9 protein-coding genes and 1 pseudogene are annotated in these 17,161 nt (G+C 48.3%); 2 read left to right on the plus strand and 8 right to left on the minus strand.

The features are described from left to right. The first annotated feature begins 473 nt into the window (after positions 1 to 473). Both mobC and LOZ86_RS17350 read left to right on the plus strand, forming a co-directional pair. Positions 474 to 1,217 (plus strand): MobC family replication-relaxation protein, encoded by a 744-nt coding sequence (gene mobC, locus LOZ86_RS17345; RefSeq protein WP_039483795.1) that lies wholly within the window; start codon positions 474 to 476, stop codon positions 1,215 to 1,217. Between the two features lie 58 nt (positions 1,218 to 1,275). Then, positions 1,276 to 1,734 (plus strand): annotated as a pseudogene (locus LOZ86_RS17350) (type II toxin-antitoxin system CcdA family antitoxin). A gap of 198 nt (positions 1,735 to 1,932) precedes the next feature. Here LOZ86_RS17350 and LOZ86_RS17355 read toward each other — a convergent pair. Genes LOZ86_RS17355 through LOZ86_RS17390 form a run of 8 tightly spaced genes read right to left on the minus strand, consistent with a single transcriptional unit; the run spans position 1,933 to position 17,118 of the window. Next, a complete protein-coding gene (locus LOZ86_RS17355) occupies positions 1,933 to 2,763 on the minus strand; it encodes a TauD/TfdA dioxygenase family protein (protein ID WP_039483789.1) in 831 nt (276 codons plus the stop codon). 1 nt (position 2,764) lies between these two features. Then, on the minus strand, positions 2,765 to 3,940 hold the full coding sequence (locus tag LOZ86_RS17360) for an MFS transporter (RefSeq protein ID WP_039483787.1): 1,176 nt from the start codon (positions 3,938 to 3,940) through the stop codon (positions 2,765 to 2,767). Beyond that, on the minus strand, positions 3,937 to 5,094 hold the full coding sequence (locus LOZ86_RS17365) for a M42 family metallopeptidase (RefSeq protein WP_039483786.1): 1,158 nt from the start codon (positions 5,092 to 5,094) through the stop codon (positions 3,937 to 3,939). The genes LOZ86_RS17360 and LOZ86_RS17365 overlap by 4 nt, the downstream gene beginning before the upstream one ends. Before the next feature lie 51 nt (positions 5,095 to 5,145). After that, a complete protein-coding gene (locus tag LOZ86_RS17370; protein ID WP_224718532.1) occupies positions 5,146 to 5,985 on the minus strand; it encodes a GNAT family N-acetyltransferase in 840 nt (279 codons plus the stop codon). Between the two features lie 36 nt (positions 5,986 to 6,021). Beyond that, positions 6,022 to 6,759, minus strand: a complete 738-nt coding sequence (locus tag LOZ86_RS17375) for a thioesterase II family protein (RefSeq protein ID WP_072012370.1) — start codon at positions 6,757 to 6,759, stop codon at positions 6,022 to 6,024. Positions 6,760 to 6,761: 2 nt separating this feature from the next. Next, positions 6,762 to 8,687, minus strand: a complete 1,926-nt coding sequence (locus tag LOZ86_RS17380) for a beta-ketoacyl synthase N-terminal-like domain-containing protein (RefSeq protein ID WP_230242509.1) — start codon at positions 8,685 to 8,687, stop codon at positions 6,762 to 6,764. Then, a complete protein-coding gene (locus LOZ86_RS17385) occupies positions 8,687 to 13,474 on the minus strand; it encodes a non-ribosomal peptide synthetase (RefSeq protein WP_039513009.1) in 4,788 nt (1,595 codons plus the stop codon). The genes LOZ86_RS17380 and LOZ86_RS17385 overlap by 1 nt, the downstream gene beginning before the upstream one ends. A 32-nt stretch (positions 13,475 to 13,506) precedes the next feature. After that, positions 13,507 to 17,118, minus strand: a complete 3,612-nt coding sequence (locus tag LOZ86_RS17390) for an SDR family NAD(P)-dependent oxidoreductase (protein WP_230242511.1) — start codon at positions 17,116 to 17,118, stop codon at positions 13,507 to 13,509. Between the last annotated feature and the right edge of the window lie 43 nt (positions 17,119 to 17,161).

Below are 17,161 nucleotides of genomic sequence, written 5' to 3' on the forward strand. Positions count from 1 at the left end.
CACGCGTCGGTTTATTTGGGGGGCATCAGCCCCGCACACCGTCGCGGCTAAGTCTCCGGCCACAAGCCGGTAGCGAGGCGCGACTACCCACTTTGAAGGCGTTTTCCCATTTTTTCGCTGACCGGAACGGGCAAAAGAAAAAGTGGGCTAAAAACGGCGTCTCAAAGGGGGTAGTCGCGCGTAACACGCGACGGTGTGCCGCCGTTGACGTTGGGGGTTTTGGCGTGGCGTGCAGCCGCGACATTACCCCCATGTGCCAGGCAATAAGGGCGTCCAGCCCGCATGAACTGGCACACGCCGTTCTGTGCCGGGAAATATATTTTTCGGCACATGACCGCATCGCGGTCACCTCTTTATCCCCACAAGATCGCCTCATGACGTCGACTCATGCCAGTGGGCGAAGGTATTCCCTCATGCAATGAGGCGATAAAACCGAAAGAGCGAACACCCCAGTAAAATGCGAAGGAGGAACCATGCTGATTTCTGATTACCGTGAACGCCGGGCGCGTAGTCACGAAAAAATGCGACTTCTGCTCACCTTTCTGAAAGAAGAAACCTACAGCGATTTTAAAACGCTGATGCTGCTTTTTGATTATAAAAATCACAAACCGCTGTATCTGTTGCTGGCAAAGGCCATCGACATGGGATTCATTCAAAAGCAGACGTTTTGCACAAGGATGGAGAAAATCTCACTGTGGGGGATCACCAACGACGGATTATCCGTTGTCGTCACACCCCATGAGGATGGTTTTCCTGCACGGTTTGAGCCCTCGAAAGTCACTGGCTGGACGCTGATGCAGCGCCTTGATCGTCAGCTAGCACGGCTCCTTCTTGAGAAGAAAGGCGCTTATGGGTGGATCAGCGGCGCTGATTCAACATTCCGTAGCCGCTATAAGGTATATCATCGCCCGGCCGGGGTGATAACGTTACCAGACGGAACCGTCATCGCCGTTGAGACTGAACGCCATCTGAAAACCAAGGCACGTTATCAGGCGATTATCACCAACCATTTGCTGGCCCGCACTCAACAGCATTGGATGTACGTTTTCTACATCGTGCCCGATCCACAGAAAAAACGGGCTATCGAACTGCTGTTCAATAGCGTGAAATACGTCATCGTGGATCATCAACATATCCCACTGGAAACGAAGCACCGTAATGTTTTTCGGGTTTATACGTTTGAGGAGTTGAAGAGGTTGGAGTTGAATTTTGGCTAATTACTGAACAACTATGTGAAGTATATACTCAGAGTGTGCATAAAAGAGGATCACTATCATGAAACACCGCGTCAGCGTTACCGTGGACAAAGACAATTATCAGGTTCTGAGTGCTGCCGGAGTCAATATTTCCGGGCTGGTGAATGACGCCATTGGCAAAGAAGCCCGCCGCATCAAAGCTGAGGAGAGGAAGAAGGAAAACCGCGAAGGGTGCTTGATAGAAAAAAGCACCACGCTGTCGAAAAGGTCCTGTCTGGGCGAAGCGTTTACTTATACCACTGAACCAGTAGGATACGCTGTGTTACTACTTCGATGATGGCCAGACAGAGCCTGACAACAACGCATCTGAGCGGCGTTACGCACAGTATGTCTGGGAAAGAAAAATTATATCATCCTCAACTGCGACCACTGTGGTAAGCTTGGAGCATTGCTGTATGGCCTGCTCGGAACGCGCAGGCTGAACGGTATTGATCTGAAAACCTATTTTCGCCATCTTCTGAGCGTGCTGCTGGAGTGATCCGGCAACAAAGTGTCCGTGCTGCTGCCATGGAACGCAGCTCTTACCGCTAAACAACCATCAACACGGCACTGAATTAGGGTCAGTGTTAGACATATACTTAAGTCTATCTCTTAAATTAAGAGACTTCCCCTGCCTGGCTTTTTACGAGGCTCACTCAATTACGACGTCTGTATATCAGTTAAATGGGGTGTAAAATTACACGATGACGACTCTGCGCATAATACGTGCCTGACCTGCCGGCACTGCCCCGTCTCCGGTGTGTAATGTCGAACCATTATCCCATATCACTAAGTCCCCCTCCTTGTACTGATGCGCGTAAATATAATCCGGCTTTTCACAATGAGCATAAACGGTACTCAGGCAAGACTGGCTCTCTTCTTCCGTCATACCTGATATTGCGTCTGTGTGAGTCCAGTTAACATAAATTGATTTACGCCCTGTCTCTGGATGTGGACGCAACACAGAATGCAGAGTATCAGGTCGCTGATCTTCAGGTTCAATAGTTAACATAAAACCGCGTTCCTGGCAGCGCTGCATCAGTTTTTGAGAAAAACCGAAAATAGCCTGCTTATCCTCCAGCTTTTCCTTAAGTGCCAAGGGTAAATCATCGCAGGCTGCCAGCGTATTACAGAACAGCGTCTTTCCACCTTGCTCAGGAACTTTCTCAGCATAAAAGGTAGTAAACCGTGGGGGCTCTTTTTCATAACACATATCGGAATGCCAGATAGGAAACCCAGGGCCGGGATACCCTTGCGCCTCACCATTTTTCTGAACGTTAGTCACATAAGTCATTTCCGGCCATGGGCAGGTATTCTTTTTCAGCGGGTGCGGAAAAATGTCTCCTAATTTACGGCAAAAGATAATCTGTTCTTCAGGTGTTAATTGCTGCCCTGAAATAACCACTACCTGATGATTTATCACGAGCCTGATCAAGGACTCAGCATCTGACTGATCGATTGACTTTACATTAATTCCGGTTACTTTGAGCCCAAATCCCAGACTCAGTTCTGTATGTTCAAATTCCATATCATACTCCGTATTTAATTTTAACAATTGAAACAGCACTAACAGCCAGAAAAGAAACAATGAGAACCATCACACTCAAATCGTAAATTTCGTGTCTGAAAAAAAACAGCAACAGGCCAGTGATCAGAAAAGTGATGAAAAATTGCTGAAATCCCTGAAAAGCAGCAGCCTGAACCGGTATATCGGGAAATGTTTGTAATGCAGCAGAAATGGCAGGTCCGAAATAAAGGCCACAGTTTACTTGCATCATCATTATCCAGGTAACAAACCCATAAAAAGGCAATTCATAGAAAACAGTGACCGTTGCTAAAAAAGCAGACAATACTATCTGAGCTATCAGGCAGTGCTCCAAAAGCAGCCCTGAAGGCTCTTTCTGCCGTGATAGAGCACCCATGTAGCTGCCAATCATGAAACAACCCGAAGCTATAGAAAACAACAATGCAAGCGCCAATTTGTCCTGCAGATAGACCGTATGCACAATAAAAGGCGAGGTAGAAAAGAATAAAAAGATCCAACTCATGCCTGCTGATGAACATATAGCATAACGCCAGAATAGAGGACTCCGTGCAATCTGCCCGTAATATTGCAGAGGCGCAGGCTGCGTGCGCCAGTAAAATAAAGGACTAACCCGAAAAAATAAAAGCAGAATCAGGCACCCCGTCAACGCGAGCATAAAAAATATGCCACGCCAGTTAGCCCCTGTGTTGAGAATTGCAACACCCACCAGAGGTGCAAGCAATGGTCCAAGGCTAGTTATGCCTGACAGAATACTGTGTCCTTTGGTTACCTGTGATGCTGTAAAACTTTGTGTGATTAATGCCATTGATATAACCAGTGTTGTACAGGACGCCAAAGCCTGCATAAAACGCAACACGAGTATTCCGGTATAAGATGTTATGAACGCAATACCTGCTGAACTCAAAATAAACAACACAATTGCCAGCAAAAATAATTGATGATCGCTGAAACGGGTGGCACCCAACCCGACCAGGAGCTGGCAAAGAGCAAAACCCAGAATAAAAATATTCAGCATCCACTGCATCTGACCAGCGGTTAACTGGAGAGACACGGCCATGTCAGGCAGCGCTGGCAAGAGCATATCCATTGCCAGCGCCCCCAGAAGCGCTGGCAAAGTCAACATTAGCATGATCAGCCAAAATCTACGCTGATGGTTCATAGCTTATCCCTGCTTATCTCCTGTAACGCCACTTTGAGTAACTGAAGCATGGCATCATAATCCTGCCGCGCCATAATTCCCCATTGACTGTGAGCATAACGTACCGGTAGAGCCAAATTAATGGCTCGGACACCCTTTCCAGAAAACTGTAGCGAAGAGGCATCCTGACCGTAACTGTGTTCACTCTCCCACTGTTTCGGAATATTGTGATCACGGGCTACATCATGAATAAACGTCACTAACCGAGTATCGGGTAACATACTTCCGTCGTAGATGAACAAAGCCGGCCCAGCACCCAGTATGGGGGTAGTTTCTTGGGTAAATTGAGTAGGGTAATCTTTTGCAATGCCCGCTTCCAGATTCAAAATCACATCAGCATCAACCTGCCCAGCCAGCGCGGCGGCGCCTCGCATGCCGACTTCTTCCTGTACGGTTGCAGCAAAGGTGAGATTGAGATGTTGATAAGTTTCAGGGTTTTTACTGATGTCAGCCAGCAGTTCGGTCATCATGGCAAGAAGAGCGCGATCGTCAAATGCTTTAGCCGCATAGCGTTTACCCGGATCCAGAATCGTGAACTCAGCGGCCGGCGTGATAGCTAAACCAGGCCTGACACCTCTATCCAACAGTTGCTGCCGAGTAAGTCCCGTATCAAAGAATAGTTTTGCCGATGTGACCGCTGGAGGAACGCTGAAATCATTGAGTACATGCGGTGCATCCATTCCAGTGAAAGCAGGCAGCGTTTTATCGCCAATCGAAATATTCCAGCGATGCCCCCATAAAACATGATCTATCCAACCTCCTAATGGTTTTGCTTTAATATATCCTCGCTCATCAATATCTGTGATGATAAACCCTACCTCATCCATATGAGCCATGATCAACACATGGAGATTGTTTTTTGATTTCTCTGATTCTTTGTTTTTAATCCGCGCAATAACATTACCTACATTGTCAATGGATATATCAACATTATTATTTTTCCACAGTTCGATTATGACATTTCGCACAGGCCCTTCAAAACTACTTGCGCCTGGAAGATTCGTTAGCTTTTCAATTAAACTTTCCGTTTCATCCTGTGCGTTAATCGAGAATGAAAAGAAGTATGACATTAAAGTCAAAAATAAAAATATAGTCGTACTCAGGGAACGATACATATCATCTCTCAAAGAATAAAAATTAAAAAACGGTATTTACATGCCCTTGCATTAGGCCGTAGCAGACAGATTCCATACTTCAAATTTACCGGAAATTTTGAAACCAGATTTCTTGTAAATATTCAGTCCATCAGGAGATGCCTGAAGCACGCAAATTTTTGCTTGTTTTTTCTGTGCTAACTGTAAAGCACTGTGAAACATCTCGCTACCAAAGCCTTGCCTACGCCATTTTTCCGGCGTCGCAATATCAAAAACTCCTGCAACATTGTCTTTTAAATACAGGGTAGCCGTCGACACAGGTACCCCATCCAGATACCCTACCAACTGAATAAGATGTTCATCCAGACGAGTACAATGTTCACCTGCTGCCTGATAAATTGCACGGATGTTTTCTGCTTCAACAGGGTTACCCGGCTCGAATATAGCTGATAAAACCTGTCCAAAATCCCGAAACCGCACCGGACTATCACAATATTCGATGCAAGATAATACTTTTTTCGGACAAGCTGGTATCGGTGCAGTCAGAGGAAAATACATTCCTACATCATTTTCTTCATGACACCAGCCTGCCTGTTCCAATAACTCTGCAATAACCGTCGTGGGTTCAGCAAACCACCACGCTGCTGGCATATTTCTTTGACGATAATATTGGGTAATATGCGTAATATCTTCCTGTGATGTCGGCGTTCCAAAAACAGTATTAAAGGTATCAGAGCGTTTACCACAGTCGATGTACTGAAGTCCGTTAAGGTAGCGTACCTGCATATCCGGCAACTGCCGAGCTAGAGAGGAAAATTTTTCAGAAATATTATCCGACATATAAAAACTGACATTCACTTCATTGATGTTAATCATATTTTTCTCTGTATTTTTAATGATCATATCGTGCATACGTATTTTTACCTATCGTTAAATTGGGTGAATTTATTAATTATTTCCAACCGGAGTTAAGACTTCACAGATAAGCCTCATTACATTTTCTGATTGCTGGTGATGATAAAAATGATCACCTTTATGAGGATAAAAGGCGATGTTCTCTCCGCTGGAAAATCGCCTCCATCCGTCAATCATCTTTTGTGTGATCAAATCATCCTCCGTTCCCCATAAAATATGGATCGGGGTCCGCAAAGGTTCAGATATCGGACTGACATACTTTTCACACAAGCAAATATCCTGGCGTAATGTGGCCAGGAAGGGATACAACAGTTCTGGCTGCTCAAGCAAGAAAGTCTCTGTCCCTCCCATGCCTGCCAGCTCTCGGATTAATTGTTTATCACCCAGACCAGTAAGGCTTCGGATAATCGGTTCATCAGGTGCCCGGCAACCTGAAATAAAGAGAGCATGAGCAGGCTTATCCCAGTAACTTTCCATTTTACACGCCAGCTCAAATGCAATCAGACCTCCCATGCTGTGACCAAAAAATACTATCTTTTTATCCATGAGATTTTCTAGTTCAGGCATTATCAAATCTGCCATTGACTGGATACTATCGGGCATAACGTCTTCCCTTCTGGCTCCACGGGCTGGCAATTGCAAATATCGGCAATCCGCATGCTGAGAAAAATACCTGAACCAAGGCATATAAGCCTCACCGCAACTGCCGGCATGAGGAATAAAAAGGATGACAGAATCTGCTCTGTTATTACGTACCGGGCTGAGATACACAGTCACATCTCCTCATAATCAGTAGTGACTTCCTGTGGCACTACGTCTGCTTTCTCACTGTCCTTCTGTTTCAGCCGCCTGACAAAATGGCTTAGCTTTGGCGCAGCGTAGATATCGGCGATATTCACGGTGGTGAAGCCCTGCTGCTTTAATGCCTGTATAAGTTGAACAGAAAGCAGAGAATTCCCGCCTGCTTCAAAAAAATGGGTGTCAGTGGTGGGTTTATCACTGAACCCTAGGCATTTTTGCCAGGCCGCGACAATCAGGGTTTCGGGATCGCTATCACGTCCCCCCCCTTCAGGCTGAATGAAGTTCTTGCCGGACTGATCAGCTGGTGACGGGATGCTGTGGCTGTCAAGAGGTGTCGCTGGTAGCGCGATTCTGTACAGCCCCTCATTTTTATTCAGTGCTGGCGGAGCATCCTCACAATGCATAATGCTCAGGGGAGTCCCGTCAGCAACCTGCTGTAACTGCTGCTGCCAGTGCTCCCAGTTCTGTACAGCCAAATGACAACGGCAGCTGTATTTTTCAGAAAGATAACGTTGTTGAAGCGTCCAGGCGCAATATGGCAGTGTGTCAGGCGACATGGATTTAGTCGCTTCGCGCAACTGACGTGCCAGTTCCTGTACCCCCTGCCCAGTGGATGCAGCCAAAGGGATAAGGAAGGGCCCAGTTATATGCTTCATTTCTCGTGGTGGTGCCGCGCCCAATACCATATGCACATTTGTTCCACCAACGCCAAGCGACGTGACGACGCTCATGCGTGATGCACCACGCCATGGCAAGGGCCGGGCATGTAAAGCAAAAGAAGACGTGCCTTTGAGCATCGTGCCGGTCTTGTGAGGCTGCGGATAGATCAGTTGGTTGTGGAATGACAGCAGACATTTTGCAACGCCCGCAAGGCCACTTGCCGCATCCAGATGACCGATATTTGCTTTGATACTCCCGAGTGAAGGGAGCGGCATCTGGCAACCATAGACTTCACTCAAGGCAGCCAGCTCAATCGCGTCCCCCATACTTGTTGCCGTACCATGACCTTCTATAAAGCCAATATCGCTGGCTTTTACTCCCGCCACTTTTAACGCACGCTGCATAACGGCAATCTGTTGGTCAATACTCGGTGCCGTGAAACTGACCTTTTTTCTACCATCATTATTAACTGCGCTGCCCTTGATTATGCCCCAACACGGGGCTCCCTCCAGCAGTGCTTGTTCCAGCGGTTGCAGTACGAGCACAACCGCCCCGGTCCCGCCAATAGTGCCATCAGCATCTTCAGTAAAAGGGCAACAGGAGCCGGATGAAGAAAATATCATTCCTTCACTGACAGGGTATGCTTCCTTTAACGGCAATGTCAGTGAAACACCTGCGACAAGCGCAATAGAGCACTCTCCCATTCGTAAAGCCTGGCAAGCCTGATGCAAGGCAGCAAGACCACTGGAACAGCCGCTTTGTACCGTGATTGCAGGCCCCGTGAGGTCAAGATGCCAAGCAATACGCGTCGCTAAAAAGTCTTTATCATTGGCGAGCAACAGGTTATAGCGGGCAATAGCATTGTCTGCATCCTGTTCCAGACAGGCCCGCCAGTGAGACTGATTAGCGGAGCAACTGGCAAACACGCCACATTCAATAGCCTGTCGGCTACTAAGCGAACGATATCCGGCAGACTCCAACGCTTTGACTGCTTCCTCAAGCGCCAGTCTGTGTTGCGGGTCCAGACGGCTGGCCTCCGCTTCAGCCAGCCGAAAATACTGGGAATCAAACCAGTCGTGCCGTTGAATTATTCCTCTGGCACCCACTCTGTCAGGATGCTCGTTATCAAACCGTTCAATTGCCGACCCAGCATCAGCCAACAATTCATGAAGTTGCCACGGTGTGTCACTTGCGGGCAGGCGAACACTCATTCCTGTGATTGCGATATCCATAGTCATTAGATCGTTTCTTCCTCAAAAAACTGGTCAACCAACCGTTGTTGGTCACGGATGCAGGGATGGCGAAATATGTCAAGTAAAGTAATAACAGGTTGCTCCAGCAATTTATTCAACTGCTGAACCAGCAATGCCGCCTTGATTGAGCTGCCACCCGCTTCAAAAAATGGCAAATCATCTGGCAGGCTTTCGTGGCCAAGGATTTGCTGCCAGATGTACTGTACCGGTTGTGTTGGATGCTGTTGAGAAAGACCTGTGTCCGTTAACGGGTCAGGCAGTTGACTTTCATCTATTTTGCCGTTTACCGTTAGCGGAAGGGCGGCAATACGCATCAGCTTCTCGGGGATTGCCCATACAGGCAGCGATTGCGACAAACGTTTTGTAACCGTTTGCGGCGTAATATCCTGTTCCGCGACATACCAGGCGGCCAACATGCGTGTACCACCGCCTATGTGAATCGCTCTTACGACACAAGCCTTTATGCCCGGAATCTGTCTGAGTGTGACGCTGATTTCATCCAGTTCAACGCGATGGCCGTTGATTTTTACCTGTTTATCCAGCCTGCCCAAGTAATACAGTTGCCCATTGCCGTCAGCAACAGCCAAATCACCACTAAAGTAATAGCGATTTGTCTGACTGACTAGTGTGCCAAACCGCTGCTGATTGAGCGCCGGCGAGTTAAGATATCCGGGACTCACCCCATCTCCGCTGATACACAATTCGCCAGGAACGCCAACTGGGCAGAGCAATCCTCGTTTATCCCGCAGTACAATTCCATTATCTGCAAGCGGCTTGCCGATACATGACATCGTGTCGTCGGGGGACATCTCATGCACAGTGGCATGAACAGTAATTTCAGTGATGCCGTACATATTGATCAGGCGAGTTTGTTCTGAGCCGTAACACTGCCACCACGGATTTAAATCTGCCGGACGTAACGCCTCTCCACCAAAAATAATCATCCTCGGGCGATGATTTAACGTCGTACCCGTGGTCCCAATGAAGTTACGGAACGCAGTGGGTGTCAGACTTAATACCGTAATACAGTGTTGATCCAACAAGGAGGCGAAGCCGACCATGTCAGTTGCCAGGGCTGGAGGAACGATGACTAGACGCCCACCATAGAGTAAGGCACCAAATATTTCCCACACTGAAAAGTCAAATGCAAAGGAGTGAAACAACGTCCAGCTATCCTGCTCGCCAAAGTTGGCCCATTGTTGACAGGCGCTGAACAGTCTGCAGACGTTATGATGCGTTACAGTGACACCTTTAGGCTGCCCTGTTGTCCCAGACGTAAATATGACATATGCCAGATCGTCTCCGGAAACCGATACTGGTGTCATACTCTGGTTCGGGCGCAGGAGCACGCTGTAATGAATGTCTTTCGACGCAGGTATGACCGAATCATCCACCACCGTCAGGCAAACTTTACTTTGTTGAGCAATATAGTGATTTCGCGCAGACGGATTACGGGGATCAAGCGGCACATAGAAAGCACCTGTACGCAATACCGCGCATAAAACGGCAATCAATCGCCAGCCTTTTTCCATACTGACACCGACGGCATCGCCCGGTTTAACCCCTGAAGCCTGTAATCCAGCGGCTAGGCTTTCCGTTTCCTGCCACAGCCGGGCATACGTTATTGCGGTATCGTCATCCTGAACAGCAATACGGCTGGAAAAGATTTCTGCACTGGTGGCCAGCCAACTCACCAGCGATGTAGCAGTTGCCACAGGGGAGGATTCCTGCAATGCCTGTAATAAAGGCTGCTGCGCTAGAGGAACTGGGTTGATTTGACGGAGTACCGTGTCTTCCATCGCGCAGCCCTGACAGAGGAGTTGTTTGAACAACTGGGAGAGTGTGCTTACCCATTCCGGATAAACCGTGTCTCCCTGATATTCAAAAATCACTCTTAAATCGCCCTCTTCCGTCACAATAGCGGAAACCACCAGCGGTGCTTTGGCTTCCTGAGGCTGATAAAAATCACAGCGAACAGACAGGTCAAAAGATGTTCCCATGCCCTGTAGAAAATCCATATAGCTAAATAGCGTACTGAACATGGCATCTTTATCTGCCACACCTTCCAGATCGGCCATTATTCCGTCTATGGCTACGTCCTGCCAGGCCAGACTATCACTGAGCTGTTTCTGAATTTTCCGGAGCACATCCCCCGCGTTGCTCTCATCGTTCAACTGACAACGTAAAGGCAGCGTATTGGTCATATTCGCAACACAACGCTGTAACTCTGATTGCTGGCGGTTTGCCACAGGAGTGGCGATCACTATGTCCTGATTTCCGCTTAATCGCTGAAGCGCGATAAATAATGTCGTCATGAGCAATACCGGCAGCGTGACGCCTTTTTCACGCCCTTTATCTACCAGCTCTTGATGTACCTCACGGCTGAAAGTCCAGGAGAGTGAGCCATCGGGTACATTGCACAACGCCTGAGGCCAGACAGGTTTTGACTGAAATCCGTTCAAAACGTCTTGCCAGTAAGACTGGGCGGCCCGCCGACGTGCCTCATCGGGTTCAGTTATCACATCAGTTATCACATAAGTCGCTGGTGCTGAATGCCTCTCATCCCGGTAAAGTGATGCGATGTTCTGAAGCAACGCACGTAAGCCAAGCCCGTCCACTGCAGTATGAGCGATTGAAAGCAACAACGTGCTGCCCACAGCATGACCATTGTTAAGCAACAATGCCCGAACAGGAGGCTCAGACTCCAACTGAAATGGAATCGCATAAAATGCAGATAGTTCACCGTCTGTGCCCGTACCACATTCCTGCCGCCACACGTCATCCAGACATGCAGGACGATAGCAGGCCCCCTGCTCATCCGGTTCGATACAGCAAGATAAAGCCCGACTCCTGTGAAGCACGGTGAGAAATGACTGTTTTAAGCGAGGAACATCGACGCCCTCATCAAAACATAATGTTACTCCGATGTTGTAGCAGGCTCTGGCACGATGCGTTTGATACACCTTAAACATGCGGTACTCAATTGCACTCAAGCGATCGGCTTCAAGCGTAAGTGGCGCCGAAACCGCCCCAACAGACACAGGCATCCTTTGAATCTGTTGTTCCAGATCCCTGAGAGTGACGTTCTGGCTCAGCAAAGTATCAAGACTCACTAACTTACCGAGCTGTGTGCGGAGCAGTGTCTGAAATCTCACAGCAGAAAGGGAATCCCCACCCTGCGCCATGAATGCCGCATCTTCATCAGGAACTGATCCAAGCGCCTCTGACATAAGCTGTATAACTGGAGACAATGGGGGTTCACTTGAGAGTGATAATGTCTGACTCCATTCCTCACTGAGGGTTCGTCGACAAATTTTACCACTCGTTGTCCGCGGCAGCACTACTGAACGGATATGCCACACATGCGGCATCATATAAGGGGGGAGCATTGCCTGTAATCGACTTAGGCAACGGGCAGTAAAATCGCCGTCCGGCTCATTAATATCGCTTTTTACCACAACAGCAATCAACTTTTGCTGTTCCTGGTGTGTGTTATCTACAATGATGGCGGCTTCGCGTACCTCATTGAGTGTCAGTAAGGACTGTTCCAGCTCTTCCAACTCGATGCGGTAACCGCGAATTTTGACCTGAAAATCCATACGTCCATGGAAATGCAGAATGCCACTGCGATCCTGATGCCCCCAGTCACCAGTCCGATAGATACGCAACAACTGTCCTTCCTGCCCACGGATAAAAGGGAAGCGTTCAGCGGTAAGGCTGGGATTATTGTGGTAGCCTTCAGCCAGCCCGTTGCCCGCCAGACATATCTCTCCCGGTTCACCAAACTCCACCAACTGCAGTGCATCATTTAAAATAAATGCCTGGCTTCCCTCAATGACCCGGCCAATCGGTACAGGCCCGCTTTCCGGCCGTTCTTCTTCCCTCAAACTTCGATAAACAGTTGAGTAGGTTGTATCTTCTGATGGCCCCCACAGGTTGCATATACAGCTCACTTGGCTGCACTGGTAAATGTCATTAACCAGCTTCCAGTGCAGTGCTTCTCCCGCCAGATTCACCGTCGTAACACCCTGAGGGATCGCCTGTGCACGCACCAGTTCGCGAGCCGCTGAAGGCACCGTATTAATTAATGTCAGCACAGCGTAGCTGGACGATGGCGTCAACAAGTCAAGTGCAGAATCAACCAGATAGAGGGACGTTCCCGCAGCCAGAGGAACAAAAATCTCAAAAATAGCCAAGTCAAAGGTGATGGTTGTGGAAGCGAGTACACATTTCAGCTGTTTAGGCGAATAAAATGCCAGAGCCCAGTCCGTTAATGCATCCACACTGGGGTGACCGATGGCAATCCCCTTAGGCTTGCCGGTGGAACCTGATGTATACAGTAAATAAGCTGTATCACTAGAATGTTGTTGAGGCAGCATGTCGGCCATGGCTGCATTATTTTCTGTCAGCTCGCTAATATGCCATAGCTGGCAGTCTGTTGCAGTCGGAGGCTGCGTGTCATAGACAATGGCTGCTGGTGCACTTTCGACAATAATACTTTGTCGCCGCGCCTCCGGATGCCGAGCATCAAGCGCAACAAATGCACGTCCACTGTGCCAAACTGCCAGTAATGCCGCAATTAAATCGGGTGTTCTGGACAGATGAACAGCCACAGGTCCCGGCTGCGGGATCCGACGGAAATGTTCCGCCAGCGTTAGAATTTTTTGCGCCAGTTGGTAGTAACTAATTTTATCCTGCTGCCAGTAAATAGCAGGCGCATTCGGCCGAAGCTTTGCGTGATTCAGCACGCGCTCAATAATGGAACCATTCATTTCTTATCTCTCTTATCATCCGTTGATACAAATTAAGCAATCTGGGCTTTGTCCATATATTCACGCGCTAACTGTTCAACGTGAGCTGCAAATTCCCGCACGGTTGGATGTTCATAAATCGCCATGGCGTGCATCTTGATGGGGTAGTCTTTTTTAAGAAGACTTATCAGTTGCAGAACGATTAAAGAATTCCCACCTAACTCAAAGAAATTGTCATCATTACCAACCCGATCGATGCCTAACAATGCTTCCCAATGTTTTGCGACGGTAATTTCATACGTTGAGAGAGGATCTTTCCACGAGGTTTGCACAAACTCATCCCTACTACGTGAGATCAGCGTTACTTTCTGCGTCAGCGACGCAACAGATCCCACTCGCGACCAGTTTTCAATAACTTTGTTGAAATCGAGTGTGGAAACCACGACACGGGAACCAAAAGTAGTAGAGAATAGTCGGCGATAGACTTCAAAAATCTCATCCTGAGACATTTTGTTTTTAATATGCTCACGGCTAAGTTCTTTGAACTGTGGCTGTGCAGAATAGTTTCTGGCCCGCGCTTCGTTCACAGCACCCCAGTTAATCGCCAGCACCTGCGTGTAGCCGCGTTGATGGCAGTGCTCCGCCCAGGCATCCACAAAAGCATTCGCAGCCGTATTGTCAACCTGACCCAAGCCACCGATGATGGCATTCATGCTGGAGCAAAGCAGGATGAAATCAGGATTAAGTGGCAGGAAAACATCACAGAGATTCATTGTGCCGGCAATTTTAGGCGAGAAGACCTGTTCCAGCGAATCGCGCGTCTTTGTATGGATCATTCCGCTGTCAACCGTTCCGGCAGCATGAATAACGCCATCCACACGTCTGTGACGCGTCTGTAATAATGTATTAATCTGGACTAAGTCTTGCAGGCAAGTAATGTCCGCCGTCAAGATCTCAACTCTGCCCCCCAGATCTTCAATTCTCTGTAAATGCAGTATTTTTTCGCTGACAGTGCTCTCACTTCCGTGCTGTTCCAGCCAGCTTTGCCACTCTGAACGGGCAGGAAAACGCGTGCGGGTAGTCAGGTAGACCTGTGCCTGATAATTCAGTGCCACAAACTCCGCCAGTTCCAGACCAAAATTGCCAAGTCCGCCCACAATAAGGATAGTTTTGTTACCGGACAGCAGACTTTCGCCCAGCTGTGTTTCTGACACGCTATAACGTGCATAGTCTTTTACAAATCTATGGACACCTCTTATGGCGATTTCGCTGCTGCTGCCACTGCCCATCTCAGCCAATATCATCCGAATCGTTTGTTCGGCCTGAAAATTAGGCGCGATATCCACCAGATGACACTGGATGTCCTGGTATTCTTTGGGCAACACTTGTGAGATGCCAAGCAACGTAGACTTTGCTGGTTCAATATCCTCTTCACCAACGATGCTGATCATTCTGTCTGCAACTAGTAACGTATGAAAATTCACCGTTAGCGCTAGCTCATTATACGCCTTACACCAGGCAACCATGGTATACAGCCCTTGAGACTGAATGCGATCTGTTGTCTCATCTTGATTACCCAGACACCACAGATGAACCACCCAGTCGGGCAACATAGCGGTTTCAGCCAAATCCTGAATCAGCAACTTCATGTGCATTTCATTGCCGGGCTCTATACGATAATGATCGTCGCCCAGTCGGGCATATTTTTCCCCAGCGACTACATGTAACAGACTCGCACCCTGTTGGATTAATTCCTCGCTAAACTGCCCGGAAAAACTATCGTCATGATGGAACATCAGTATGCGTTTACCTGTTAAATTAACGGGCAAGGCAGAGATGCGCTGCTTTTTCCAATAGGGTGTATAAAACCACTGGGAAATATCACTGATTTTTCCATTTTCAGTTGACTGTCCCTGTTCTGTATTGAACGCTTCCGCATCGATCCAGTAATCATGAGCTTGAAAAGGATACCCAGGTAAAGGAATACGTCGACAGCTCTGGGGAAAAGACGTGTTGGTAACAATGTTGCCATCGCTTAACCAGAAATCAGACAGTTGCACCGCCGTCGCCTGCTGAGCTTCCTCCAGCGTCCAGCTACGACTCGCCGTAACGGCCATACACTCAACAGAATCAGCCATTGACAGTTTGTCGCACAAATCACTCACTGAATCTACGACACAGCCCCAGCGATATTTAAATGCGCTACGCCCACTCAATAATGTCCAGGCAATGTCGGTTAATTGACTTTCAGGATGCTCCTTCAGCCAATCATGCATCCGCTTAACCTGCTGAAACACGACCTCGGGAGTACGAGCACTAAAGCCGATAAAGATAGGTGTACCTGCTACCACTGTCGGCCTGACGTCAGCAGGTGCCTGCTCGAGGATCAATGCCCCGTTTGTTCCACCTACGCCAAATGAGCTGATGGCAGCAATGCGTTGGTGCGACGCGGAGGGTTGCCACTCAGTCAGACTTTGCGGGATGGTAAAAGGAGACTGATCAAGTCTGACAGCAGGATGGGGCTGGGTATAATTTGCCAGAGGTGAGACAGATTGATACTTCATGTCCTGAATGACTTTGAGCACAGCTGCGAGCCCAGACAACGCGTCCAGATGTCCGATATTGGCTTTAACCGTACTCAGCGCCACCGATCCCGCAGGCAGCCCGTCAAACACCTTTGTAAGCGCTTCAAATTCAATCGGATCACCAACACTGGTGCCGGTACCGTGCGCTTCTATATAGGTAATATCCTGAGGCTCCAGTTCCGCATTTGCCAGCGCACCAAGCATGACTCTGATCTGACCCGACACCGAGGGTGCCATGTAGCCAACTTTATCGCAGCCATCATTGTTTATGGCTGTAGCGAGAACGACTGCATGAATGCTGTCACCATCCTTAATGGCGTCTTCATAGCGCTTGAGCACAAGAAAGCCGACACCATTGGTAAAAATCGTACCATCCGCATCTGCGGAGAAAGGTGCACAATGGCCAGAATCGGACTGAATACCATCCTGTTCATGGTGATATCCATATTGATAGCGTGGTTTAATAACCGCTCCTCCTACCACCGCAATATCGATATCAAACTGTAATAAACTCATACAGGCTTCATGAATGGCAACCAGTGAGCTCGAGCATCCACTACGAAGATTTACTGCTGGCCCTTGCCAGTTAAAATGATAAGCAATCCGCGAAGCCATGAAATCGGGTTCGTTCAGATAGAGAAGTTGCGTTTGCTCATGTAAATCCGCTCGCTGGTGATACTGGACAGCAAGGTTTTCATTAAAATAGCTGTTCACAGCCGAAACGGTATAGACGCCAGTTGGCACGGAAATCTGATCGGGTGCATAACCTGCGTGTTCACACGCCAGCCAGGCATATTCCAGTGATTTTCGGATCTGCGGATCCATATAAGCAGCTTCTTTAGGGTTATAACCAAAAAAAGCAGCGTCAAACTGACGATAATTTTCGGGACCACCGCCAACGGGACGGAAGCTGGGTAGTTGATAAAATGAGGCAGGCAGGTGTTTGGCAATCTCTTCCTGTGTATAACGTCGGATACCTTCTTTTCCCTGTGAAGTCAGTTGCCACAGTTGCTCTGCATCAGGACAACCCGGTAATGAGCCGGCGTAACCAACGATCGCGATTTTATTACTGTCATTCATGGATATGTTTCCCGATAGTTCCGTTAAAAAGGGATAAAACGTG

Origin of the sequence: Pectobacterium parvum (assembly GCF_020971565.1) — a bacterium.
Lineage (GTDB): Bacteria > Pseudomonadota > Gammaproteobacteria > Enterobacterales > Enterobacteriaceae > Pectobacterium > Pectobacterium polare.

Bases quoted from the DNA above. Each gene is read 5' to 3' on its own strand.
- LOZ86_RS17380 (WP_230242509.1), bottom strand. From the start codon at position 8,687: ATGACTATGGATATCGCAATCACAGGAATGAGTGTTCGCCTGCCCGCA.
- mobC (WP_039483795.1), top strand. From the start codon at position 474: ATGCTGATTTCTGATTACCGTGAACGCCGGGCGCGTAGTCACGAAAAA.
- LOZ86_RS17360 (WP_039483787.1), bottom strand. From the start codon at position 3,940: ATGAACCATCAGCGTAGATTTTGGCTGATCATGCTAATGTTGACTTTG.
- LOZ86_RS17370 (WP_224718532.1), bottom strand. From the start codon at position 5,985: ATGCACGATATGATCATTAAAAATACAGAGAAAAATATGATTAACATC.
- LOZ86_RS17390 (WP_230242511.1), bottom strand. From the start codon at position 17,118: ATGAATGACAGTAATAAAATCGCGATCGTTGGTTACGCCGGCTCATTA.
- LOZ86_RS17355 (WP_039483789.1), bottom strand. From the start codon at position 2,763: ATGGAATTTGAACATACAGAACTGAGTCTGGGATTTGGGCTCAAAGTA.
- LOZ86_RS17365 (WP_039483786.1), bottom strand. From the start codon at position 5,094: ATGTATCGTTCCCTGAGTACGACTATATTTTTATTTTTGACTTTAATG.
- LOZ86_RS17385 (WP_039513009.1), bottom strand. From the start codon at position 13,474: ATGAATGGTTCCATTATTGAGCGCGTGCTGAATCACGCAAAGCTTCGG.